Below are 20,650 nucleotides of genomic sequence, written 5' to 3'. Positions count from 1 at the left end.
TTTTGGAACGCAGTTTGGGAGAGTTTGAGCCGCATTTTCGGTCAAATCGCCAGGTTCCGTACCAAAAGCCATTCCCGGCAAGATTATACCGGCAGGCTGTGAACGGCAGAGGCCGTGGCAGTCTCATTGGTGAAAACAAAGGTTTTACGATGCAGGTCACCGAAACACTCAACTCCGGTCTCAAGCGCGAGATCAAGATCACCGTGCCGGCCGGTGATATGGAAGCCAAGCTGATGGCGCGGCTTTCGGATGCCAGGAACAAGGTCCGCATCAACGGCTTCCGCCCCGGCAAGGTGCCGGTGCAGCACCTGCGCAAGGTCTATGGCAAGTCGTTCATGGCCGAAGTGGTCAACGAAATCCTCAATGATTCGACCCGCACGATCATTACCGGGCGCGGCGAAAAGGCTGCCATGCAGCCCGAAGTCATCATGACGGAGGACGAGAAGGAAGCCGAGAAGATCCTGGCCGGCGGCGCCGACTTCGAATTCCGCCTCAACTACGAGGTCATTCCGGCGATCGAGATCAAGGATTTCTCCGACATCAAGGTGACACGCCAGGTGTTCGACGTGCCGGACACCGAGATCGACGAGCAGGTCCAGCGGGTTGCCGAATCGGCACGCAGCTACGAGCCGAAGACCGGCAAGGCCGCCAATGGCGACCGCGTCACCATCGACTATGTCGGCAAGATCGACGGCGAGGCCTTCAATGGCGGCGCCGGCACCGATCAGCCGCTGGTGCTGGGTTCGAAGGAGTTCATCCCCGGCTTCGAGGATCAGCTGGTCGGCGCCAAGGCCGGTGACGAAAAGCAGATCACCGTAACCTTCCCGGAAAACTATCAGGCGGCGCATCTGGCCGGCAAGGAAGCGACCTTCGACGTCACCGTCAAGGAAGTGTCCCAGCCCGGCGCACTGGAAATCAACGACGAGACCGCCAAGAACCTCGGCCTCGAGTCGCTGGAGCGCCTGCGCGACGTCGTGCGCGGCCAGATCGAAAACCAGTTCGGCGCCATGACGCGCCAGAAGGTCAAGCGCCAGTTGCTCGATCAGCTCGACGCGTCCTATTCGTTCGAGGCGCCGTCGAAGCTCGTCGACGCCGAGTTCAACAACATCTGGGCGCAGGTCAATCGCGACCTGGAAGCGGCCGGCCGCACCTTCGCCGACGAAGAGACGACGGAAGAAGAGGCACGCGCCGAATATCTGCGTCTTGCCGAGCGCCGCGTGCGCCTTGGCCTGGTGCTGGCCGAAATCGGCGAGAAGGCCGGCGTCACCGTGTCGGACGAGGAACTGCAGCGCGGCCTGTTCGAGCAGGTGCGCCGCTATCCGGGCAATCAGCAGCAGGAGGTCTTCGAGTTCTACCGCAGCAACCCGGAAGCGCTGAACACGCTGCGGGCACCGATGTTCGAGGAGAAGGTGGTCGACCATCTGCTCGGCCAGATCTCGGTCACCGACGTCAAGGTCAGCAAGGAAGAGCTGCTGGCCGACGACGAGGAGGCCGATACCGCCGTCAAGGCGAAGCCGGCGAAGAAGGCTGCCGCCAAGAAGGCCGACGACCAGAAGGCCGACGACGCGGAAGAGCCCAAGAAAAAGGCCGCGCCGAAGAAGAAGGCCGCCAAGGACGCCGAATAAGCGTCCGATAACAGAATTTCAAAGAGGCCGCCCACGAGGCGGCCTTTTTCGTTGTGGCGCCGAAGCAACAGACTCTCCGGCAAATGCTGGTTGGCGGCTGGTAGTACGAACTCTTGATGATTATCTGCTGTGTTGCAGAACGCAGGCCGTTGGAGGCATCGTTGAGACTGTTCGTCCAGATGGGTGGAGTGGTTGCCGCAGCGCTGCTTGTCGCTTCGGTCTGGGGCGTCGCCCAGGCTGACAACGTTCTCGACAACTGGCGCTTCGACACCGGCAGCGACGGTCTGGTCACTGCCTCGCTCTATGCCACCAACAAGCTTTTCACCGGCGGTGGCGCCTTGGGCTATAGCCCGGTGTTGACCATCGCCTGCCGACCCGGCGGCCAACCGCGCTGGAGCGAATGGCTGCAGCTCAACGATGCCGTCTCCGCCAGCCGGAAAATCACGATGTCGGTCTCGGTCGACCAGGGCGACCGGGTCAATGAAAGCTGGTCCGTCGGCGCCCGTGGCAGAATGCTTGTCAGGGATGGCGCGGACGGCGTCAAGCAACTGGTGTCGGCGAGCCGGTTGGGGCTGTCCTGGCGGTTCGGCCTGCTGTCGGGACGCGGCGAGGCCGATTTCGACCTCACCGGACTTGGCGAGGCGGTCGCCCAAATTGCCGGCAGCTGCAACACGGATGTACCTTGAGCCGCTGCAGGCCACCTAAACCTTTGTACGACCGACCTCTTCTACCTGCCGGCCAGATTCTGTGGTATATAGATGCCGCAATTCCGTATGGGGGGAGAAGCGGATAATCTGTTGTGCCGTGCAAAGCGCGTTGCTGGTGGTCCCGGTATGCGCAGATCGCCTTAGGCACATTTGACGATCAGGGAGGAAAAGTCATGCGCTTGGTCGCGTTTTTCGCCGTCGTGTCTGTTGCAACCTTCGTCGCCAACCCATCGCAGGCCCAGGACGCGGCGGCTGGCGAGAAGGTCTTCACCAAATGCAAGGTCTGCCACATCGCGGACGAGGATAAGAACAAGATCGGTCCATCGCTGCACGGCGTCATCGGCCGCATCGCCGGTACGCATCCGGATTTCAAATATTCCGATGCCATGATTGCCGCCGGCAAGTCCGGCGTCAAATGGGACGAACCAACGCTGACGACCTATCTTCACGATCCCAAGGCCATGGTCAAAGGGACCAAGATGGCGTTTCCCGGCCTCAAGAACGATGCGGACGTGGCCAACGTCATTGCCTATCTGAAAACGTTCTCCAAGTGACCTGGCCTTCCGCCAGGCGTCTAACCTCTTGTTTTATCGTGATCTTATCCGAGCCGAGGGCGGCGTAAGCAAAAACCGGGTTTCAGTTTTCGCTCGCGCGCCTTCAGTTCTGGATCATGGCCCGGGTTGCCTGCTTCCATCGGTCTGAGATGTCGACTAGGGAAAACCGCCTCAAGGATACCGGCATCCGCCTTTCGGAAGCGACGGCGGCCGATTTCTTCGCGCTTTTGAAGCCGCGGGTCATGGCGCTCGCGGTGTTCACCGCTTTCGTCGGCCTGATGGTGGCGCCTGGCGCGACGAATCCGGTCATCGCCGTGATTGCAATCGGTGCGATTGCGATCGGAGCGGGAGCGGCCGGGGCCCTCAACATGTGGTACGACGCGGACATCGACGCGCTGATGTCGCGCACGTCAAAGCGGCCGGTTCCGTCGGGCCGCGTCGCGCCGGGCGAAGCTCTCGGCTTCGGCCTGGTGCTGTCCGCGCTTTCGGTCATGACGCTCGGCGTGCTGGTGAGCTGGCTTGCCGCATCGCTGCTGGCCTTCACCATCTTCTTCTACGTCGTCATCTATACGATGTGGCTGAAACGCTCGACGCCGCAGAACATCGTCATCGGCGGCGCGGCGGGTGCCCTTCCTCCCGTCATTGGCTGGGCGGCCGCAACTGGCGCCATCGGCGTCGAAAGCCTGATCCTGTTTCTGATCATCTTTCTGTGGACGCCGCCGCATTTCTGGGCGCTCGCGCTGTTCAAGGTCGGCGACTACGCCGCTGCCGGCATCCCGATGATGCCGAACGTGGCTGGCCAGGCCTCGACCAGAAAACAGATATTCGCCTATTCATTGTTCCTGGCGCCAATCGGCGTGCTGCCCTGGGCGTTCGGATACGCGAGCGGGTTCTACGGAATTGCTTCGGCCGCATTGGGCACGGGTTTCATCTGGCATGCCTGGAAGGTCCTGGTCGCTCCAGACAAGGAGATGAAGCCCGCAAAGGCGCTGTTTGCCTTCTCGATTCTCTATCTTTTCGCGATCTTCGCCATACTGCTTGCCGACACCATCGCAATGCGAGGGCTCATGTCAGCCGCATAACAACTGTTGTCGGAATGCTCGCCAGGTCGAGACGGCCGGTTTGTAATTGCTGCATGAAGACGCTGCAGGCCAGGATAGGCTCGAACATCACGATGGTATCGCACAGAATCCCAGGATCAGCAGGGCGACTATGCCAAGGCCGAGTATGAGAAGCGTCCTTCCGTCCATGACCTTCAACCTTTGCGCGCCCAAAAAAGGGCGCGCGGCGCTGTACGAGAATATCGAAAAAAGACTGCCAGAGCTAGTAGATCGCCGGAACTCTTCTGACAAAGGGCGACAAGTCTCTGGCAAGAGAGTATGTTGGTTGCGGTGCAGGTCGCGGTTTTGCGTGGCCAGTTACGCAGAACGGCAGCACCGCGAAACCGCGACCTTACCGGACCTGGTCTGGAGGAATGGTCATGGCAAGCTTTCATGTGATAGCAGGCGCCAGCGAGACGCTGGAACATACCAAAATTCGAAAAATCGGTATTTCCGACCTTTTCGACGCGCTCAAGCGGGGCGTCGACGATTTCATGGTCAAGCCGTCGCACATCGTTTTTCTCTGCCTGATCTATCCGCTCGTGGGCGTCGTGCTCGCCGCCTGGACGTCGGGCGCCAATGCATTGCCGTTGTTGTTTCCGCTGGTCTCCGGTTTTGCGCTGATTGGCCCGTTCGCGGCGATCGGCCTCTATGAGATCAGCCGCAGACGGGAAGCCGGACTCGACACCTCCTGGAGGCACGCTTTCCAGGTCAGGAATTCTCCGGCGCTGCCGGCCATCGCGGCGGTCGGGATCATGCTGTTTGCAATCTTCATCGCCTGGCTTCTGACGGCGCAGATGTTCTACGAATATCTTTTTGGCCCGGCTCCGCCGGAATCGATATCCGGCTTCATCAATGAAATATTTGCCACCGGACGCGGCTGGACGCTAATTATCCTGGGGCACGCCATCGGCTTCGTCTTCGCTGTGGTGGTGTTGTGCACAACGGTCGTCGCCTTCCCATTGTTGCTCGACCGCGACGTCGGCGCCTACGAGGCCATCCATACCTCGGTGCGTGCGGTGCTGGCGAACCCGATCACCATGGCCGTCTGGGGACTGATCGTTGCCGTCGCCCTGATCATCGGCTCGCTGCCGGTGTTCGCCGGGCTGGCCGTCGTGTTGCCGATCCTCGGTCACGCCACCTGGCATGTCTACCGCAAGGTCGTGGAGTCGCCCGCCAGACCGGCGAGTTGAGGACGTTCTGGCTCGCACCGGCGAGGGGAGCCGGTGCAAGTCTGATCGAAGCCGTCAGTAAGCCGGGTGACTGAAGCGGGCGTGATATGCGCCCATCGTCAGGTTGCGGAAATCCTTGCCGCTGACATGCACCAGTGTTCTATGATCGCCGCCTTCGAAGTAGACGTCGGCGGCATCGCCCAGGCTTTCATCGACAATCACCGGCACATCGTAGGCCGCGCCGATCGGCGGGATGGCGCCGGTGTCGCAATCACCGAAGAGCGAAACCACCTCGTCTTCGGAAGCGAGTCCCAGACGCTTGTCCATGACGTCCTGCAACCTGCCAAGTTCGATCCTGTGGGTGCTCGGAACCACGGCCAGCGTATAGCCAAGCTCGTGGTGAACGACCACGGTTTTCGCCATGATGCTGCCGGGCACATGCGCGGCTATTGCCGACTGCCGGCTCGTTGAAGTGCGATGATGTGCGACGGTGTCGTAGGAAATTCCCTTGCCGTCGATGAAGTCCTTCAGTCTGTTTGCGATCGCCATCTTGGCCTCCCTTGCCGGGGTTCGCGACGCACGGGAAACGAGGGCAACGTCGTTTCCGGTACCAGAGCCTGTTCTATCCCGATCGAATCGGCTCTCTCTTTTTGTTTGAGCATGATCTTTTCGGTGCCGAAGATCAGCGCAGCAAAAACCGGATCCACTTTTCGGGATCATGCTCTAGCAAAAATGGACCAGCTGCCGATTGTTTCAAGACCCGGCAACCGAACTGCACGCGCACCCCGCCTGCGTGGACCTTGACGGGAAATGCCATGCCAATCCGGGTTGCGCGTCAGGGCCCGGATCCGAAAAACGCCAGCCGGGTGAAAAGCGTGTAGTCGGCTTCGAAGACCATCATCGTCACGAACACCAGCACCAGTACCGGCGGCAGGATGATCGCGTAGGCCAGCGCCAGCCGTTCCCAGGCCATGTGCATGAAGACGGCGACGATCAGCCCTGCCTTGAGGATCATGAAGATCAGGATCAACGACCATCTGAGATAGCCTTGCAAGCCGAAATAATCGACCAGGTAGGAGCCGGTGCTGAGGATGAACAGCCATGCCCAGACCACCAGATAGAGCTTGATCGGGTGCTCCTGATGAACGTCGGCATGGGCGGCGACCGCCGGCGCTTCATGTGCATGACCGGCATGAAGTGCGTGTTGTCCGAGGCCGTTTGCGGTTGCTTCAGCCATGTCTGCCTCTCACCAAAGATAGAAGAAAGCGAAGATGAACACCCACACCAGGTCGACGAAGTGCCAATACAGCCCCATGATCTCGACGTTCTCGTAGCGGCCCTTGCGGCTGGTGAAGAAGCCGCGCCGTCCGGTGTCGAAATCTCCGCGCCAGACCTTTCGCGCCACGATGATCAGGAAGATCACCCCGATCGTCACATGGGTGCCGTGGAAACCGGTGATCATGAAGAAAGACGAACCGAATTGTGCAGCGCCCCAGGGATTGCCCCAGGGCCGGACCCCTTCAGTGATCAGCTTGGTCCATTCGAACGCTTGCATGCCAACAAAGGTCGCGCCGAGTGCCGCAGTCAGAAGCATGAGGATTGCCGTCTTGCGGCGGTCGCGGCGATAGCCGAAATTGACCGCCATGGCCATTGTTCCGCTGCTTGAGATCAGCACGAAGGTCATGATGGCAATAAGGATCAGCGGGATCTCCGAGCCGCCGATACGCAGCGCGAAGACCTCGCTCGGATTGGGCCACGGCTCGCGTGTCGAAATGCGCGCGGTCATGTAGGAGAGCAGGAAGCAACCGAAGATGAAGGTGTCGCTGAGCAGGAAGATCCACATCATGGCCTTGCCCCAGGACACGTTCTTGAACGCGCGCTGATCCGAGGACCAGTCGGCGGCAATGCCTCGCCAGCCCGTGGGCCGGGGCTCTGTCTGGCCGATATGCGTCAGTGTCTCTGCCATCCGCTTGATCCCCTCAGGTCAGCAACTGTCGGCAAATGTCGATGAACGTCGCGGCCCACCCGGCCAGCAGGACGAAGATGGCGAGCCAGACGAAAAGCAGGAAATGCCAGTACATGGCGCACAGCTCGACGCCGAGGCGAAGCCGTTCCGGCCGCGCTCCATTCCAGGCGCCGGCGGTCGTTCTGCCGAGGCCCACCAGCCCTCCCAGTATGTGCAGGCCATGCATGCCGGTGATCAGGTAGAAAAAGCTGTTGGCCGGGTTGGAGCTCAGCAGATAGCCGTCTTCGGTCAGTTGCCGCCATGCCATCAACTGGCCGACCAGGAAGGCAAGCGCCGTGAGCCCGGCCGTGGCAAGGCCGAGCCTGACCATGTCGATCTGACCCTTGCGCGCGGCGACGACGGCGCATTGCAGGGCTATGCTGCTCAGGACCAACACGCCGGTGTTGAGCCAGAGCAGCCGCGGCAGCGGCAGCGGCTGCCAGTCCGATACCGCCATCCGCATGAAATAGGCGCTGGTGAAGAGCGCGAACAGGCAGCCGACGACGGCGAGGAAGACACCGAGGCCGATCTTGGCGGTGGGCAGGGCCGAGCGGTCGAGGCCGACAAAATCGCCGGCCAGACCTTGCTCGAGCCATGGCTTGGTCATCAGCCTCTGGTGCGAAAGCCACCATCCGGCAAAACCGGCGATGACGAGCAGGAAGACCAGGATAACGCTCATGCCGGTTCCCTTGAGGGGCCGAAGGAGCCCGGCATGTTCTGCGGGATGAAGTCCTCCTTGGCGCCCGGTACGCTGTAATCATAAGCCCAGCGATAGACGATCGGCAGATCCTTGCCGAAATTGCCGTGGGCCGGCGGTGTTTGAGGCGTCTGCCATTCGAGGGTCGTGGCCCGCCACGGATTGCCGCCGGCCTCGCGGCCATGGCGGATGCTCCAGATCAGGTTGAACAGGAACACCATTTGGGCAAAGCCGACGATGAACGCCATGATGCTGATGAACGAGTTCAGGTGGTGGGCCGACTCCGTCATGATGGTCATGTCGGTCAGTTCAGCGTAACGCCGCGGCACGCCCATCAGGCCGAGGTAGTGCATGGGGAAGAAAATCAGGTAGGCGCCGAGGAAGGTGACCCAGAAATGGAACCGGCCCAACATCTCGTCGAGCATCCGGCCGGTGACCTTCGGGTACCAATGGTAGATCGCGCCAAACACCACGAGGATCGGCGCAACACCCATCACCATATGGAAATGGGCGACGACGAACATCGTGTCGGACAGCGGAACATCGACGACGACATTGCCGAGAAACAACCCGGTCAGCCCGCCGTTCACAAAGGTGACGATGAAAGCCAGGGCAAAGAGCATGGGTATGGTGAGATGGATGTCGCCACGCCACAGGGTCAGCACCCAATTGTAGACCTTGATGGCGGTCGGAATGGCGATGATCAGCGTCGTGGTGGCGAAGAAGAAGCCAAAATAGGGGTGCATGCCGCTGACATACATGTGGTGCGCCCAGACCACGAAGCTCAGCGCGCCAATGCCGACGATGGCCCAGACCATCATCCGGTAGCCGAAGATGTTCTTGCGTGCATGGGTGCTGATCAGGTCGGATACGATGCCGAACGCCGGCAGCGCCACGATGTAGACCTCGGGATGGCCGAAGAACCAGAACAGGTGCTGGAACAGGATCGGGCTGCCGCCATTGTGCTGCAGTTGCTCGCCCATTTCGGAGATCGCCGGCATGAAGAAGCTGGTGCCGAGGGCGCGGTCAAGCAGCATCATCACGCAGGCGACGAACAGCGCCGGAAAGGCCAGCAGCGCCATGACGGTCGCGGTGAAGATGCCCCAGACGGTCAGCGGCAGGCGCATCATTGTCATGCCGCGCGTGCGGCCCTGCAGCACTGTCACCACGTAGTTCAGGCCGCCCATCGTGAAGCCGATGATGAACAGGATCAGCGAGGAGAGCATCAGGATGATGCCCCAGTCCTGGCCGCCTGGTGTGCCGCTCATGATGGCTTGCGGCGGGTAGAGCGTCCAGCCGGCCCCGGTCGGTCCGCCGGGCGCAAAGAAGCTCGACACCAGAACCAGTACCGCGAGCAGGTAGATCCAGTAGCTCAGCATGTTGACATAGGGAAAGACCATGTCGCGCGCGCCGACCATCAACGGGATCAGATAGTTGCCAAAGCCGCCGAGGAAGAGGGCGGTGAGCAGGTAGATCACCATGATCATGCCGTGCATGGTGATGAACTGGTAGTAGGCTTCAGGGGTGATGAAGTCGAACGTACCGGGGAAGCCGAGCTGCAGCCGCATCAGCCAGGACAGCACCAGGGCGACCAGGCCGATTCCCGTTGCTGTCGCCGAATACTGGATGGCGATGACCTTGGCGTCCTGCGAGAAGACGTATCTCGTCCACCAACTGTGCGGATGATAGAGTTCGACTTCCGCGACTTCGGCCGGCGGGATGCCATCTGCAGGCGTGATGTCGACCATAGGAACACCTCCGTGTCCTTTTCAGCGAGACCCGACCGTTTCGAGCCCTGCTGCAATTTTCAAACCTGACGCCATCGTCTTGCCCGGCGCCTGGTCTGCCGAGCCCGTTTGCTGGGGTGCCGACAACTGCGCGAACGTCTGCTGCTGGCCAAGCCAGGCCACGTAGTCTTGCTGGGTGTCGACCATGACCACACCGTGCATCATGGGATGGCCTTGGCCGCAAAGTTCGGCGCACAAGACCTGAAAGGTCCCGGTCTTGGTCGGGGTGAACCAGAAATAGGTGACCGAGCCCGGGATCATGTCCATCTTGGCGCGGAATTCCGGCACATAGAAATCATGCAGCACATCGATCGAGCGGAGCAGCATCTTGACCGGTTTGCCGACCGGCAGATGCAGATCGGCCGCTTCGACCACGACATCGTCCTGGCCATTGGGATCCTTGGCGATCACGCCCAGCGGATTGTCGGCGGTGACGTCGCGGGTGTCGGATGTTCCAAGCTTGCCGTCCTTGCCGGGCAGGCGGAAACTCCACTGCCACTGCTGGCCGACGACTTCGACCTCGGTCGCGTCGCTCGGGACGTTGACAAACCGGCTCCAGACGAACAGGCCGGGAACCAGCAACGCCGTGACCCCGACCGCGGTGACGATCGTCAGCCACGATTCGAGCCGCTTGTTTTCCGGTTCGTAGGCAGCCTGGTTTCCTTCCCGATGACGGAAGCGGAAGACGCAATAGGCCATGAATAGAACCACGGCGGCGAAGACGACGCCGGTGATCCAGAAGGTAATGATGATGGTGCTGTCGATATAGCTCCAGTTCGAGGCAATCGGCGTCCACCACCATGGGCTCAGGAGGTGAAACAACACCGAGCCCACGACGATCAAAACGAGTACAAGCGCTACGGCCATGTCCCGTCCTCCCGGCATTCAAGGAGCGCGAAGCTGTTCCGGCGAATGCCAAGATCATCATAGCTCTCTTTTCGGTCGAAATTCCAGAGCCGACTATCTTGACGGGAAAAATGCCGCCTTTTGGCCGCCGCGACCCTTCGAAAAGGGCCGTTTCCAGACCAGCGGCGCCATTTCTCGACGGCGATTGCGCACCGAGACGCGTTCGTTCGGCTGATGCGCCTGCGTCGAATCGCCAGGGCCGAATTTGACGGTCGGAGTGTGCCAAGGCCGGTCGGCGGGCCGATGTCGCTGTGCGCGCCAAAACCGCTCAGGGCCGGCGACAGATTGGCTTCTTTGACAAATGGATCACGCCGGGTCGCGTTGGCGACCGATTCTCTTCTCGACGACCAGGAAACAGCAATGCCGCCAGGCGAGGGCCTGGCGGCATCTTGTTTGATTGCTGCTACCGTTCGGCTCGCGATGGCTACGGTGTCTGCTGCGCTTGAAGCGCGGCGGCCATTTGGTCGATCTTGTCGGCAAGGACGCCCTCGGCCCAATCCGTGACCTCGGCGTCGACGGGCTTGTTGGCCATGTCCGCCAGCGCCGCGTCGAGCGATGCCTGATCGGTGCCGACCGTTGCCGCGTCAGCCGCGGCCTGAGCCTGGTCGGCGGCCGCGTTATCGGCGTCGACAATCGCCTGCTGAGCAGTGATCTGATCTTGCAGAGCCTTGATCTGTGCAGCCGTGGCGGACGGGTCCAGTTGCAGCGCGGTCAGCTCAGCATTCAGGGTATTCAGTTGGGTCTGGGCGGCGGCCGCCTTGTCGGCTGCCTCGTCAGCCGCGGCCTGAGCGTTCTTGGCTTTCGCGGATTGCGTCACGAAGGCCTGAATGGCGGCGAACTTCGGGCTCTTGGAGTTCAGATAGGCGTTGATGTTGCGCTGCAGCGAGTTCAACCGGCCAAGCTTGGCATGGATGTTCTTGTCCTTGGGCACGGACTTCGTATTGACCGTGGTGTCGGTCGTGGTGTCCGTTTCCACCTTGGCCACCCGCCCTGGGGCCGACGCAGACTTGCCATGCGAAGCCCCGCTCTTGCCATTGCCGCCGGCATGGCCGTGCCCGTTGCCGCCGTTGCCGTGGCCGCCAGCATTGCCGCCGCCGTTACCGTTGCCGCCGGCTCCGGCGAGCGCCGGAGACGCCAGAAGCGCCAATGCGGCAAGCGCCGCGAACAGAGTTTTTCGGTTTGTCATGGTGTCTCCTCGATGAATCGCCGCCACCGCCCAACCGCTAGAATCGCGTCATATGAGAAATCACTAATTCTACGGAGTAAACTTTAGAGAAATGCGTTCTCAATGCGCGAGCGGAACGACCCGCAGGTGCCATAATCATTTGATATTCCATACAAATCAATGCCATAAAGCCGCGACGGCACTGAAGTCCCATGCCGGCCAGACCATGGTCCTAGCCGCCAACCGGCGGCACTGGAACTGCGGCGAGCGCGAGGACGCGCCCAGCGTATCGCGGACGCTCGACATGGCATTCATCGACCAGCCGAAGGCGAAGATGCCGGACAGGAGCATGAAAGGCGCGATCAGCGCGAACTCAAGCGCGGCGCCACCCGACGCGTCACGGGCGAACGCCTGGCTTTCCTCTCGTCGAACGCGACTTCGTCAGCATATTGGTCGTGGCCCCAGCTAAATCAGCAGCAGGCCCTTCATGCTGGCGTATCCCTTGCGCCCGATGATGATGTGGTCATGCACGGCGATGCCCAGCCGCTTGCCGGCGTCGACGATTTCCTTCGTCATCTCGATGTCGGCGCGCGACGGCGTCGGGTCGCCTGACGGATGATTGTGGATCAAAGCATAACTGATAAAATCGTCACGGATATCAAATACTTGTGCGCCTATGGTGGAGAGCTGGGGCAGCTAACTGGGGTATGTATCAAGTGACTACTCGTGATTTTCCTCGCTTAGGCACGATCGCATTTTCTCAGTACTCTGACGTCCCGATCAACCACGGGTTCCGAACACTTATCTTTCTCGCTTCCGCCGCTCGGAACGGCTGAACGGCTTCTCTGCTACTCTGGTGGAGACGCATTTTCCAGCAGCAGTTCGGGCTTGAATCTCTTGGAAACAACATGTATACATTCTGTCTATGAGTTGGCGACATCAATCACAACGCCCTGCCATAGGGCAACGCGCCGATGCTGCGCAGGACGTCGTCTATCGCTGGCTGAAGCGGCACGTGCTTACCTTGCCCAGCCGCGAGGGCACGTTCCTTACCGAGGCGGAGGTTTGCCGAGAGACGGGAACGTCGCGGACTCCGGTGCGCGAAGCGCTATTGCGGCTCGAAGCCGACGGCCTCCTACAGATCGTGCCGAAGAAGGGTGCCTATGTTCCGCCGATCACCGAGGCGGAGATCGAAGCGGTCATGCAGGCCCGCTGCCTGGTCGAAGAGTGGTGCGTGCGGCAGGCGGCCGGCTTCGGCGACATGCTCGCGGCGGAACTTGACAGGCTGATCGCCCGACAGGTGGAGGTGCGGCACGATCCCGTGGCGTTCATCGAATGCGACCGGGAGTTTCATCGCACGATCGTGCGCGCCGCCGGCAATCCGGTGCTCGCCGACTTCTATGAGAGCCTGCGGGACCGCCAGTTGCGGATGGGCGTGCATGTCATCACGATCTCCGGCGGGCGCGGCGACAGCGTGCTTGCCGAGCACGCTGCGATTGTCGAGGGCATACGCCGCGGACAGCCCGAGCAGGCGGCCGCTTCTGTTGCCGAGCATCTGGCGCGGACGCTCGTCGCCTTGCGGCTGCCGGTGGCGGCGGGCTGGGGGTCGGCGGCAACCGTGCGCAGGCCGGCGGTGGCGGCGCAGTAAGAGGGGCCGCGGCGTTCGCATCCGCGAGGCGTCCGAACGGTCGAAACACACAGTGGCGGCGGGCAGTTGGTCAACGGAATTGGTAGATCGAATTTTGTGACTTAACAGATCGGTGCCGAAAGGGCCGGAACATGATCATCGAAAGAGAAACGGCTTTCGACGTGCGCGCGTTCCGGCAGGCGCTGGCACAGTTTCCGACCGGCGTCTGCGTCGTCACCTGTCTGGCCGACGGCGAGCAACTCGGCATGACGATGAGCTCGTTCAACTCGCTGTCTCTCGACCCGCCGCTCGTGCTGTTCAGCATCGACCGTCGTTCAGCCAGCCTGCCGCTCTGGCAGAAGGCTGCGAGATACGCGGTCAACGTTCTCTCGGAAAACCAGAAGGACATTTCCAACCGCTTCGCCAAGCCGCTTTCCAGCAAGTGGGAAGGGGTGCGGTTCGAGCAGGGCCGCTCGGGCGCCCCGGTGTTGCCCGGCGCGGCGGCGCTGTTCGATTGCGAGCCATGGGCCAGGCACGAAGCCGGCGACCACGTGCTGTTCATCGCCAGGGTGAAGCACTTCCGGTCCTTCGCCGACCGGCAGCCACTGGTTTTCAACAGGGGGCGCTACGCGGCGCTGCAGGCGACGGAGTTCAAGGCGCCGCTCTGGCCGCTCGATATCCACTACTGATCTTGGAGGGTAAGATGATCAAGACCGGGGCACAGCATATCGAGATGCTGAAGGACGGCAGGCAGGTCTACATCAACGGCCAGGCGGCCGGTGACGTCACTGCGCATACCGCCTTCCGCCACACGATCCAGTCTGTCGGCACGCTCTACGACTTCCAGGCGCGGCCGGACAACCGGGAGCTGATGACCTTCGAAGTCCCCGAACGCGGCGGGCAGCGGGCCAACCGCATTTGGCAGCTGCCGCGCAGCCATGCCGACCTTGTCGAGCGGCGCAAGGCGCTGGAAGCCTGGACGGAGCTTCACTACGGCTTTCTCGGCCGCGCCCCGGACCACGTCGCCTCCTGCATTTCCGGCATGTTCATGGGGATCGAGGTCTTCGAGGCCTATGACAAGGCGCGCGCCGCGGCACTTGCCGACTACTACCGTTACGCTCGCGACAACGACCTCTATCTCACCTATGCCATCCTCAATCCGCAGGCCGACCGCTCGAAGTCCGCCGGCGAGCAGGAGGACCGCTTCCTCACCGCCGGCGTCGTCGACCAGGACGCCGCAGGCCTGACGATCCGCGGCGCCAAGATGCTGGCCACCGGCGGCATCATGGCAAACGAGGTGTTCGTCACCTGCATCCAGCCGCTGCGCGAGGGCGACGAGCCCTATGCAGTGTCCTTCGCCGTGCCGATGAACGCCGGCGGGCTGAAGATCCTGTCTCGCAAATCCTACGAGGAGAGCGCCGTCAGTGTCTTCGACAATCCACTCGCCAGCCGCTTCGACGAGAACGATGCCGTGCTCTACTTCGCCGATGTGAAAGTTCCCTGGGAGCGCGTCTTTGTCAACCGGGACATCGCCATGTGCCAACGGCAGTTCCATGCCACGCCGGCGCATGTCTTCCAGAACTACCAGGCCCAGATCCGCCTGATGGTGAAGATGCGCTTTCTCGTCGGCATCGCCCGGCGCATCGTCGAGACCAACGGTGTCATCAACTTTCCGCAGGTGCGCGAGACGCTGGGAGCGCTAGCGGCACAGAACACGATGGTCGACGCGCTGGTGCACGCCATGGAGGTGAAAGGCCACATGCACGGCGCCTATTTCGCGCCCGACGCGCATACGCTCTATTCAGCTCAGGTGCTGACACAGCAACTCTATGCCGGGGTGATCCTCGCCCTGCGCGAGCTGGCGGGCGGCGGACTGATCATGCTGCCTTCCTCCGTCCAGGATTTCGCCGATCCGGAGTTGCGCAGTCTGATTGAAAAGACGCAGCAATCGCCGGTCGCCTCGTCGGAGGGCCGGGTAAAATTCTTCAAGCTCGCTTGGGACGCAGTCGGCTCGGAGTTCGCCTCGCGCCACACGCAGTACGAGATGTTCTATGCCGGCGCCACCTTCGTGACCAAGGGGCACAGCTTCCGCACCTTCGACTGGGACCGCTGCACGCAGCTCGTCGATCACATGCTGGACAGCTATTCGCTTGAGGACGAGGTCGACCGCGCCGCTCTGGTTGCCGCTTGAGGTTGCCATGCCGATCCGAAAGGAACACAAGGAATTTCACACGATCGACATGACCGGCGAGGGCTGGCATTCGCCGCCTGGTTACCCGCCCGACATCGAGCAGAAGATTCTTGCCGGCCGGCTCGACGAGGCGGGCAAGACCGGGAACCGCACGCGGCTGCTGCGGTTTGCGCCGGGTGCCTATACGACGGTGCCGTTCGCGCATGAATACTGGGAAGAGGTATTTCTCGTATCAGGAGACCTCATCGTCGGTGGATCTTCTGTCAAAGAGCCGTCGCTGAGTTTTGGCCCGAACACCTACGCCTGCCGGCCGCCTGGCGTCTATCACGGCCCCTTCCGGTCGCATACCGGATGCCTGCTGCTCGAGCTTCACTACTACGAGGCTTAGCGCCTTGCTGGCAGCGGCGGCGGATGGTGCGGCCGCCAGGTTTGGCGAGGCCTTAGATCAGCAGCAGGCCCTTCATGCTGGAATGGCCTTTGCGCCCGATGATGATGTGGTCATGCACGGCGATACCCAGCCGCTTGCCGGCGTCGACGATTTCCTTCGTCATCTCGATGTCGGCGCGCGACGGCGTCGGGTCGCCTGACGGATGATTGTGCACCAGAATGATCGCGGTCGCCGAGAGGTCGAGCGCGCGCTTGATCACCTCGCGCGGGTAGACAGGCGTGTGGTCGACGGTGCCGACCTGCTGCACCTCATCGGCGATCAGCGCGTTCTTCTTGTCGAGGAACAGGATGCGGAACTGCGGTCTTATGTAGCAAACGCACCAACTTCCCGCGCGCTCTTTTGAGTGGGTTCCCATAAAATCCGTGGGATGCCAAGAGTAGCGCCGACTGTCCGCTCCACCCGATACCAGCACGCCATCAACACGCTTGTTGCCAAGCGGGCCGAGATATCCGGCCTAATCCGCTTCAAGGGTGCGGACCTGGCTCACCACCTCCAGCACATAGACGCGGTGCTTCTAATCCTTGGCTACAAGGGCGACCCGTCCCAAATCGTGCCGCTGCGACGGAAGCCGAATCGGTTCCGCAAGGGCGAGCTTTACCGGCTAATTCTGAAGTGCGAGGCGGAAGGCAGCAAGGCCAACAAAGAGACGGCCCAGCGAATTGTTCAAATGAAGGGCTGGGAGCCGTCGCTGGTCGAACGGATCAGGCAGTGCGTCAATACTGCCAAGGTCCGGCGAAGGCGGAAGGCCAGAGGCCTGCTAAGCGACGCGAAAAGCCCATCTATTCTGCAAACGGGTTGTTATCGCCCGGATCGACCGAAAACCACGGCGAAGTGATTTCCAGCCGGCGATCAAGGTATCCGACCATCGAAGGGGTCAGATGGTCGGTTTGGTCCATTCCGACGACGACGACCGATTTACCGGACGGAACTTTGATCTTGCTGACGGCATGGGCCTTGCCCGAACTGTCAGCGGCGGTGCCGCTTTGACACGTGGCACCGTGATCTTGTCGCGCTTGTCCAATGTAGTCGGCAAGGCGCGGATGGCCTCCGAAAGGGTAGGCCATCTGCGAAACCTTATGCTGCTAGCGCCAGTTCGTATTCGCCGGCGTTGGAGCCCATCGGCGTAAAATTACCCGATTTCCGGTCCCACATACGCTGGAAGTGTTCGGGTGCTGGCCCAATGTGATCAAGCCCGCCGTCTTCACATTCTAACCGTACGGCTACCTCCAAACGACCGCAGAGGTCGTCTAGGGTCTCGGCCTGCACACAGATATCGTGTTCCAGTCCCTGCGCAAGCCACACGCCGTGATCCTGATAGCAGATCACTCGCAGTTTCTGATTCATGGTATTCTCCGGTGGTTGGACGGGTTAAGTCCAACGCCAGCATATAGAGGTTACTGGCGTAGTTGCAATACGCCATCAGGCGTATAGCTCCTTGTACCACGGTCTAGCTTGCGCGAGGGTTAAGCACTTTCACGCTGCCAATACCCAGCCCACACCCGCGACACCGGATGATTGAGCGCTCCGCCAAGGATGGCGAAGGCGTTACCGCCGTTTGAGCGGCGACGGTGATCTTCCAGCCAAGCGGCATGGTTCGCGTACTGATAGAGGTACTTGTGCGAAACGTGGTGGTGCTGGCCGACGACCATGCGGCGAAGGCGGCTGAAATAGCTTTCGACCATGTTGGTGTGCTTGCCGTGGCCGTCGCTGTAGCTTTCCGAGTGGTTGATGCGGGTCGAAGCGTAATCAACTTCCAAGGCGTCCCAATGATTGGCTTCGTCGGCGAACAGCTTTGATCCGGCCAGCATCCGAGCGCGGGCGATCTCGACGCCTTCGGCTTCACGGTTGCGGACAAAGGTTAGGGTGCGGCCAGCGCGCTCACGCAGGGCGATGACGACGCGGCGACGGTCTGACTGGTGTTCCTTCATGCGACGGTCCTTGCGGTCCTCTACGCGGTTCTCAGGGCGCACCACACCTCCGAAAAATGCACCGTCGATTTCGATTTCGCCTTCCAGGATTTCGTTCTTGGTTTCAGCCGACAGGGCTTCGCGCAGCTTGTGCGACAGCACGAAGGCGGTCTTGTACTGGACGTCCAAATCGCGGGAGAACTGGACCGACGACATGCCCTTGGAGCCGTTCACAAACAGGCAGATCGCCGCCAGCAAATCGGTGAACGACAGCTTGCGCGAAGCGAAGATAGAGCCTGACGTGACAGAGAACTGCGCACCGCAAGCGGCACACTTGAATTTGCGACGGGTCGGAATGTCGTAATGATCCAGGCACCCGCATTTCGGGCAAACAGGCTCGCCTTGCGTCGAAGCCCAACGAAGGCGCTTGAACGTGTCGTAAGCCTTTTCCTCGCCACCCTTGTAAATCTCCTTGAGAGATAGGGTGCGGCTTTCGGCGGAAAGGAGGAAGTGCTGGGTCATGACGTACTGTTTCCGTTACCTAAGTAACGAATGTAGTACGTTGACGTATCCCATACAAGGGCATATGTATCGATTTCGATACATTTTCCTGCAAAGGCGATACCATGGCGGAAAAGACGGACTACGAAGCCCTAGCGGCTAACCTCCTGAAAGCCGAATTGAAGCGGAAGGGTGTGACCTATTCGCAGCTCGTAGAAAAGCTGAATGCGATTGGCGTTGACGAGAAGGAAGTGAACGTGCGGAATAAGCTCTCTAGGGGCAAGTTTACAGCCGCCTTTCTCCTGCAATGCCTTACGGCTTTAGGGACCAAGAGCCTAATGTTGGGGGGCTAGGCTTTGTCGTGAAACTTTTTCTGATCCCTGAGCATGCCAAGTGTATAGTCTCTATTGTTGTCAGAAGTAGAGATTGCGTTCTCTAGGAACGTTTTCAGGGCTTCGCGTTTTCGATCCGCAATCGCATATTCACGATAGATCATTGGATGGATGCCGTCTGGCAGTTTTGCCGTGCGCAATTCAACATCGGCCAGATAGAGCGCATCCGCCATCGCGACCGAAAATTCACCCCACCATCGGGTGCCGTTCAATGCCGCGCCAGTCTCACTTTCGTGACCCTTCAGGCCGTTTGCAATCCGTAGCAAGGCGTCATCGCTGTCACCGCTGGATCGTTCCGGAAGCGCCTTATAAGCCTTCCACAGTGCTCTATGCGTCCCTTCATCCGTCGCGCTTACAAGCAACAGAAAGATCGACCTGTCTATTCTGCGAAGCGTTTCATCCCTAGCGCTTTCACGCGCTTCGGCCCGACCATTCGCTTCGCTTGATTGGGGAGTGCGGGTTCCAGATCGAATGCTGCGGATGCCACGCCAAGCCGCAGTTACACTCACGATAACCCCGCACACCAAAATTATGGCCGCGACAACGGCCAGTATCCATCCCGACCGGCCATACCCATTGATCCACGATGCCGCATCGTAGAGGACTGATCCAACTGCGGTCAGCACTGCGGCCACCGCAGCAACCACAAGCCAGAAAGTTGGAGAGGTCGTCGCCAAAGCCCATAGCGACACAATCCACTCGAATTCTCGAATCTTTCTGTAAAGCCACCCCATCCCGACAGACTAGCAGGTAGGAAGCGCCGGCAAAAGACAGCGGCCCATGCCGCTTGCGCCCACACGGCGCGCCGCCTAGCTCACGGTCCCCTCCTTTGGTCGTCGGGGTTTGGTGCGTTTGCTACATAAGACCGCGGAACTGCTCGCGCTCCTCGAACGCCATTGCCGAGCGGCAATAGTCGAGAAGCTGCGTCCATGAGGAGAGGATCTCGCGGCCGCGGACCTCGCCGCGCGCCATGCGCTGCGCGGTCGCCGCGACGACCTTCAGGTCGAGCGCCACCGCCGGGCCGATGCCCTTGACCTCCTGCAGCAGGCCGAGCGGAGCACCGAGCACTTCGGCCAGCGTGCCAAAGCGTGCCAGCAGCGCCTTGGCGACTGGTTTGGTGTCGGCGCGGGGGATCAGACGGAAGAGCAGAAGTTCCAGCAATTCGTAGTCGGGCAGGGCGTCCGAACCGGCCGAGGCAAAGCGCTCGCGCAAGCGGTCGCGATGGCCGAGATAGTGCGGTTTTTCCTCGAGCGGCTTGGCCTTCGCCGCCGGCCGCATCGGCACTTCGGAAAAGAAGCCTCGCTCGTCGTCGTCGCTTCCTGTCCCCACAACCCCGCTCCGCATTTCCTGGCCGGAAGAACCCGGCGGAACAAGATTAAGCCGGTAGGCCGGGGCGGTCGAGCTTCTTGGGCGACAGCGTGAAGATCTCGCAGCCGGTGTCGGTCACGCCGATCGTGTGTTCATACTGCGCCGACAGCGAACGGTCGCGGGTCACCGCGGTCCAGCCGTCCGACAGGACCTTCACATGCGGGCGGCCGAGATTGATCATCGGTTCGACGGTGAAGATCATGCCGGGCCGCATTTCGACGCCCTCATTGGCGCTGCCATAGTGCAGGATGTTCGGGGCATCGTGAAAGAGCTGGCCGACGCCGTGGCCGCAGAAGTCGCGCACCACCGAACAGCGCTCGCCCTCGGCATAGGTCTGGATGGCTGCACCGATGGCGCCGATGCGGGCGCCGGGCCTGATCGCCGCGATGCCGCGCATCAGGCATTCATGGGTGACTTCGAGCAAGCGCTCGGCGGCGCGCTTGATCGTGCCGACCGGGTACATGCGCGAGGAATCGCCGTGCCAGCCGTCGAGGATGT

General features: G+C 61.1%; 22 protein-coding genes and 4 pseudogenes. 10 read left to right on the top strand and 16 right to left on the bottom strand.

Going from position 1 to position 20,650, the window contains the following annotated elements:
- The first annotated feature begins 149 nt into the window (after positions 1–149).
- From tig to ACFSQT_RS27225, 5 genes are all read left to right on the top strand, one after another.
- The gene (gene tig, locus ACFSQT_RS27245; RefSeq protein WP_379023952.1) at positions 150–1,625 is read left to right on the top strand and encodes a trigger factor; all 1,476 of its coding nucleotides are present in this window, start codon (positions 150–152) and stop codon (positions 1,623–1,625) included.
- Between the two features lie 161 nt (positions 1,626–1,786).
- Complete coding sequence (locus tag ACFSQT_RS27240) at positions 1,787–2,311, top strand: hypothetical protein (protein ID WP_379023950.1); 525 nt, start codon at positions 1,787–1,789, stop codon at positions 2,309–2,311.
- A gap of 194 nt (positions 2,312–2,505) precedes the next feature.
- Positions 2,506–2,886, top strand: a complete 381-nt coding sequence (locus ACFSQT_RS27235; RefSeq protein ID WP_379023948.1) for a c-type cytochrome — start codon at positions 2,506–2,508, stop codon at positions 2,884–2,886.
- 149 nt (positions 2,887–3,035) lie between these two features.
- Entirely contained in the window at positions 3,036–3,968 is a 933-nt protein-coding gene (locus ACFSQT_RS27230) for a heme o synthase (protein ID WP_379023946.1), read from the top strand.
- Positions 3,969–4,366: 398 nt separating this feature from the next.
- Positions 4,367–5,179, top strand: coding sequence for a DUF2189 domain-containing protein (locus ACFSQT_RS27225; protein WP_379023944.1), 813 nt, complete (start codon positions 4,367–4,369; stop codon positions 5,177–5,179).
- 54 nt (positions 5,180–5,233) lie between these two features.
- Here ACFSQT_RS27225 and ACFSQT_RS27220 read toward each other — a convergent pair whose 3' ends face one another.
- The 9 genes and pseudogenes from ACFSQT_RS27220 to ACFSQT_RS27180 all read right to left on the bottom strand — a co-directional run.
- Positions 5,234–5,707 carry an aminoacyl-tRNA deacylase gene (locus ACFSQT_RS27220; RefSeq protein WP_379023942.1) on the bottom strand — a complete coding sequence of 158 codons (474 nt, stop codon included), beginning with the start codon at positions 5,705–5,707 and terminating at the stop codon, positions 5,234–5,236.
- A 286-nt stretch (positions 5,708–5,993) separates the two neighbouring features.
- Positions 5,994–6,395, bottom strand: coding sequence for a cytochrome C oxidase subunit IV family protein (locus ACFSQT_RS27215; RefSeq protein WP_379023940.1), 402 nt, complete (start codon positions 6,393–6,395; stop codon positions 5,994–5,996).
- Positions 6,396–6,404: 9 nt separating this feature from the next.
- A complete protein-coding gene (locus tag ACFSQT_RS27210; RefSeq protein WP_379023938.1) occupies positions 6,405–7,124 on the bottom strand; it encodes a heme-copper oxidase subunit III family protein in 720 nt (239 codons plus the stop codon).
- Positions 7,125–7,137: 13 nt separating this feature from the next.
- Positions 7,138–7,842, bottom strand: coding sequence for a cytochrome c oxidase subunit 3 (locus ACFSQT_RS27205; RefSeq protein ID WP_379023936.1), 705 nt, complete (start codon positions 7,840–7,842; stop codon positions 7,138–7,140).
- Positions 7,839–9,608, bottom strand: coding sequence for a cytochrome c oxidase subunit I (gene ctaD / locus ACFSQT_RS27200; protein WP_379023934.1), 1,770 nt, complete (start codon positions 9,606–9,608; stop codon positions 7,839–7,841). Before ctaD ends, ACFSQT_RS27205 begins: the two co-directional genes overlap by 4 nt.
- A 21-nt stretch (positions 9,609–9,629) precedes the next feature.
- Positions 9,630–10,514 (bottom strand): cytochrome c oxidase subunit II, encoded by an 885-nt coding sequence (gene coxB, locus ACFSQT_RS27195; protein WP_379023932.1) that lies wholly within the window; start codon positions 10,512–10,514, stop codon positions 9,630–9,632.
- 463 nt (positions 10,515–10,977) lie between these two features.
- Entirely contained in the window at positions 10,978–11,766 is a 789-nt protein-coding gene (locus tag ACFSQT_RS27190) for a hypothetical protein (protein ID WP_379023930.1), read from the bottom strand.
- A gap of 129 nt (positions 11,767–11,895) precedes the next feature.
- Positions 11,896–12,096, bottom strand: a pseudogene (locus tag ACFSQT_RS27185) (hypothetical protein); the annotation flags it as partial.
- An 87-nt stretch (positions 12,097–12,183) separates the two neighbouring features.
- A pseudogene (locus tag ACFSQT_RS27180) lies at positions 12,184–12,348 on the bottom strand (JAB domain-containing protein); the annotation flags it as partial.
- 295 nt (positions 12,349–12,643) lie between these two features.
- Here ACFSQT_RS27180 and ACFSQT_RS27175 point away from each other — a divergent pair.
- From ACFSQT_RS27175 to ACFSQT_RS27160, 4 genes are all read left to right on the top strand, one after another.
- Positions 12,644–13,366: a GntR family transcriptional regulator gene (locus ACFSQT_RS27175; protein WP_379023928.1), complete on the top strand. Its 723-nt coding sequence runs from the start codon at positions 12,644–12,646 to the stop codon at positions 13,364–13,366.
- A 131-nt stretch (positions 13,367–13,497) separates the two neighbouring features.
- Positions 13,498–14,034: a flavin reductase family protein gene (locus ACFSQT_RS27170; protein WP_379023926.1), complete on the top strand. Its 537-nt coding sequence runs from the start codon at positions 13,498–13,500 to the stop codon at positions 14,032–14,034.
- A 14-nt stretch (positions 14,035–14,048) separates the two neighbouring features.
- Positions 14,049–15,536 (top strand): 4-hydroxyphenylacetate 3-hydroxylase family protein, encoded by a 1,488-nt coding sequence (locus ACFSQT_RS27165; RefSeq protein WP_379023924.1) that lies wholly within the window; start codon positions 14,049–14,051, stop codon positions 15,534–15,536.
- Positions 15,537–15,543: 7 nt separating this feature from the next.
- The gene (locus ACFSQT_RS27160; protein WP_379023922.1) at positions 15,544–15,924 is read left to right on the top strand and encodes a cupin domain-containing protein; all 381 of its coding nucleotides are present in this window, start codon (positions 15,544–15,546) and stop codon (positions 15,922–15,924) included.
- Positions 15,925–15,976: 52 nt separating this feature from the next.
- Here ACFSQT_RS27160 and ACFSQT_RS27155 read toward each other — a convergent pair.
- The 4 genes and pseudogenes from ACFSQT_RS27155 to ACFSQT_RS27140 all read right to left on the bottom strand — a co-directional run.
- Positions 15,977–16,288: pseudogene (locus ACFSQT_RS27155) on the bottom strand (JAB domain-containing protein); the annotation flags it as partial.
- 475 nt (positions 16,289–16,763) lie between these two features.
- Entirely contained in the window at positions 16,764–17,048 is a 285-nt protein-coding gene (locus ACFSQT_RS27150) for a hypothetical protein (RefSeq protein ID WP_379023631.1), read from the bottom strand.
- A 10-nt stretch (positions 17,049–17,058) separates the two neighbouring features.
- A complete protein-coding gene (locus tag ACFSQT_RS27145; protein ID WP_379023629.1) occupies positions 17,059–17,328 on the bottom strand; it encodes a hypothetical protein in 270 nt (89 codons plus the stop codon).
- 119 nt (positions 17,329–17,447) lie between these two features.
- Positions 17,448–18,413: an IS1595 family transposase gene (locus ACFSQT_RS27140; protein WP_379023627.1), complete on the bottom strand. Its 966-nt coding sequence runs from the start codon at positions 18,411–18,413 to the stop codon at positions 17,448–17,450.
- 104 nt (positions 18,414–18,517) lie between these two features.
- On the opposite strand from ACFSQT_RS27140, the gene ACFSQT_RS27135 reads away from it, so the two are divergent.
- A complete protein-coding gene (locus ACFSQT_RS27135; RefSeq protein ID WP_379023920.1) occupies positions 18,518–18,745 on the top strand; it encodes a DUF6471 domain-containing protein in 228 nt (75 codons plus the stop codon).
- Here the strand turns inward: ACFSQT_RS27135 and ACFSQT_RS27130 are convergent.
- From ACFSQT_RS27130 to map, 3 genes and pseudogenes are all read right to left on the bottom strand, one after another.
- A complete protein-coding gene (locus ACFSQT_RS27130; RefSeq protein ID WP_379023623.1) occupies positions 18,742–19,518 on the bottom strand; it encodes a hypothetical protein in 777 nt (258 codons plus the stop codon). The genes ACFSQT_RS27135 and ACFSQT_RS27130 overlap by 4 nt on opposite strands.
- A 133-nt stretch (positions 19,519–19,651) precedes the next feature.
- A pseudogene (locus ACFSQT_RS27125) lies at positions 19,652–20,113 on the bottom strand (UPF0758 domain-containing protein); the annotation flags it as partial.
- Between the two features lie 46 nt (positions 20,114–20,159).
- Positions 20,160–20,650: type I methionyl aminopeptidase (gene map, locus ACFSQT_RS27120; protein WP_379023918.1), on the bottom strand; the 491-nt coding region annotated here is incomplete at its 5' end.

The sequence above is a fragment of the Mesorhizobium calcicola genome, from assembly GCF_042682105.1.
Classification (GTDB): Bacteria; Pseudomonadota; Alphaproteobacteria; order Rhizobiales; family Rhizobiaceae; genus Mesorhizobium; species Mesorhizobium calcicola.
This window is presented reverse-complemented; position numbering and strand designations above follow the sequence as displayed.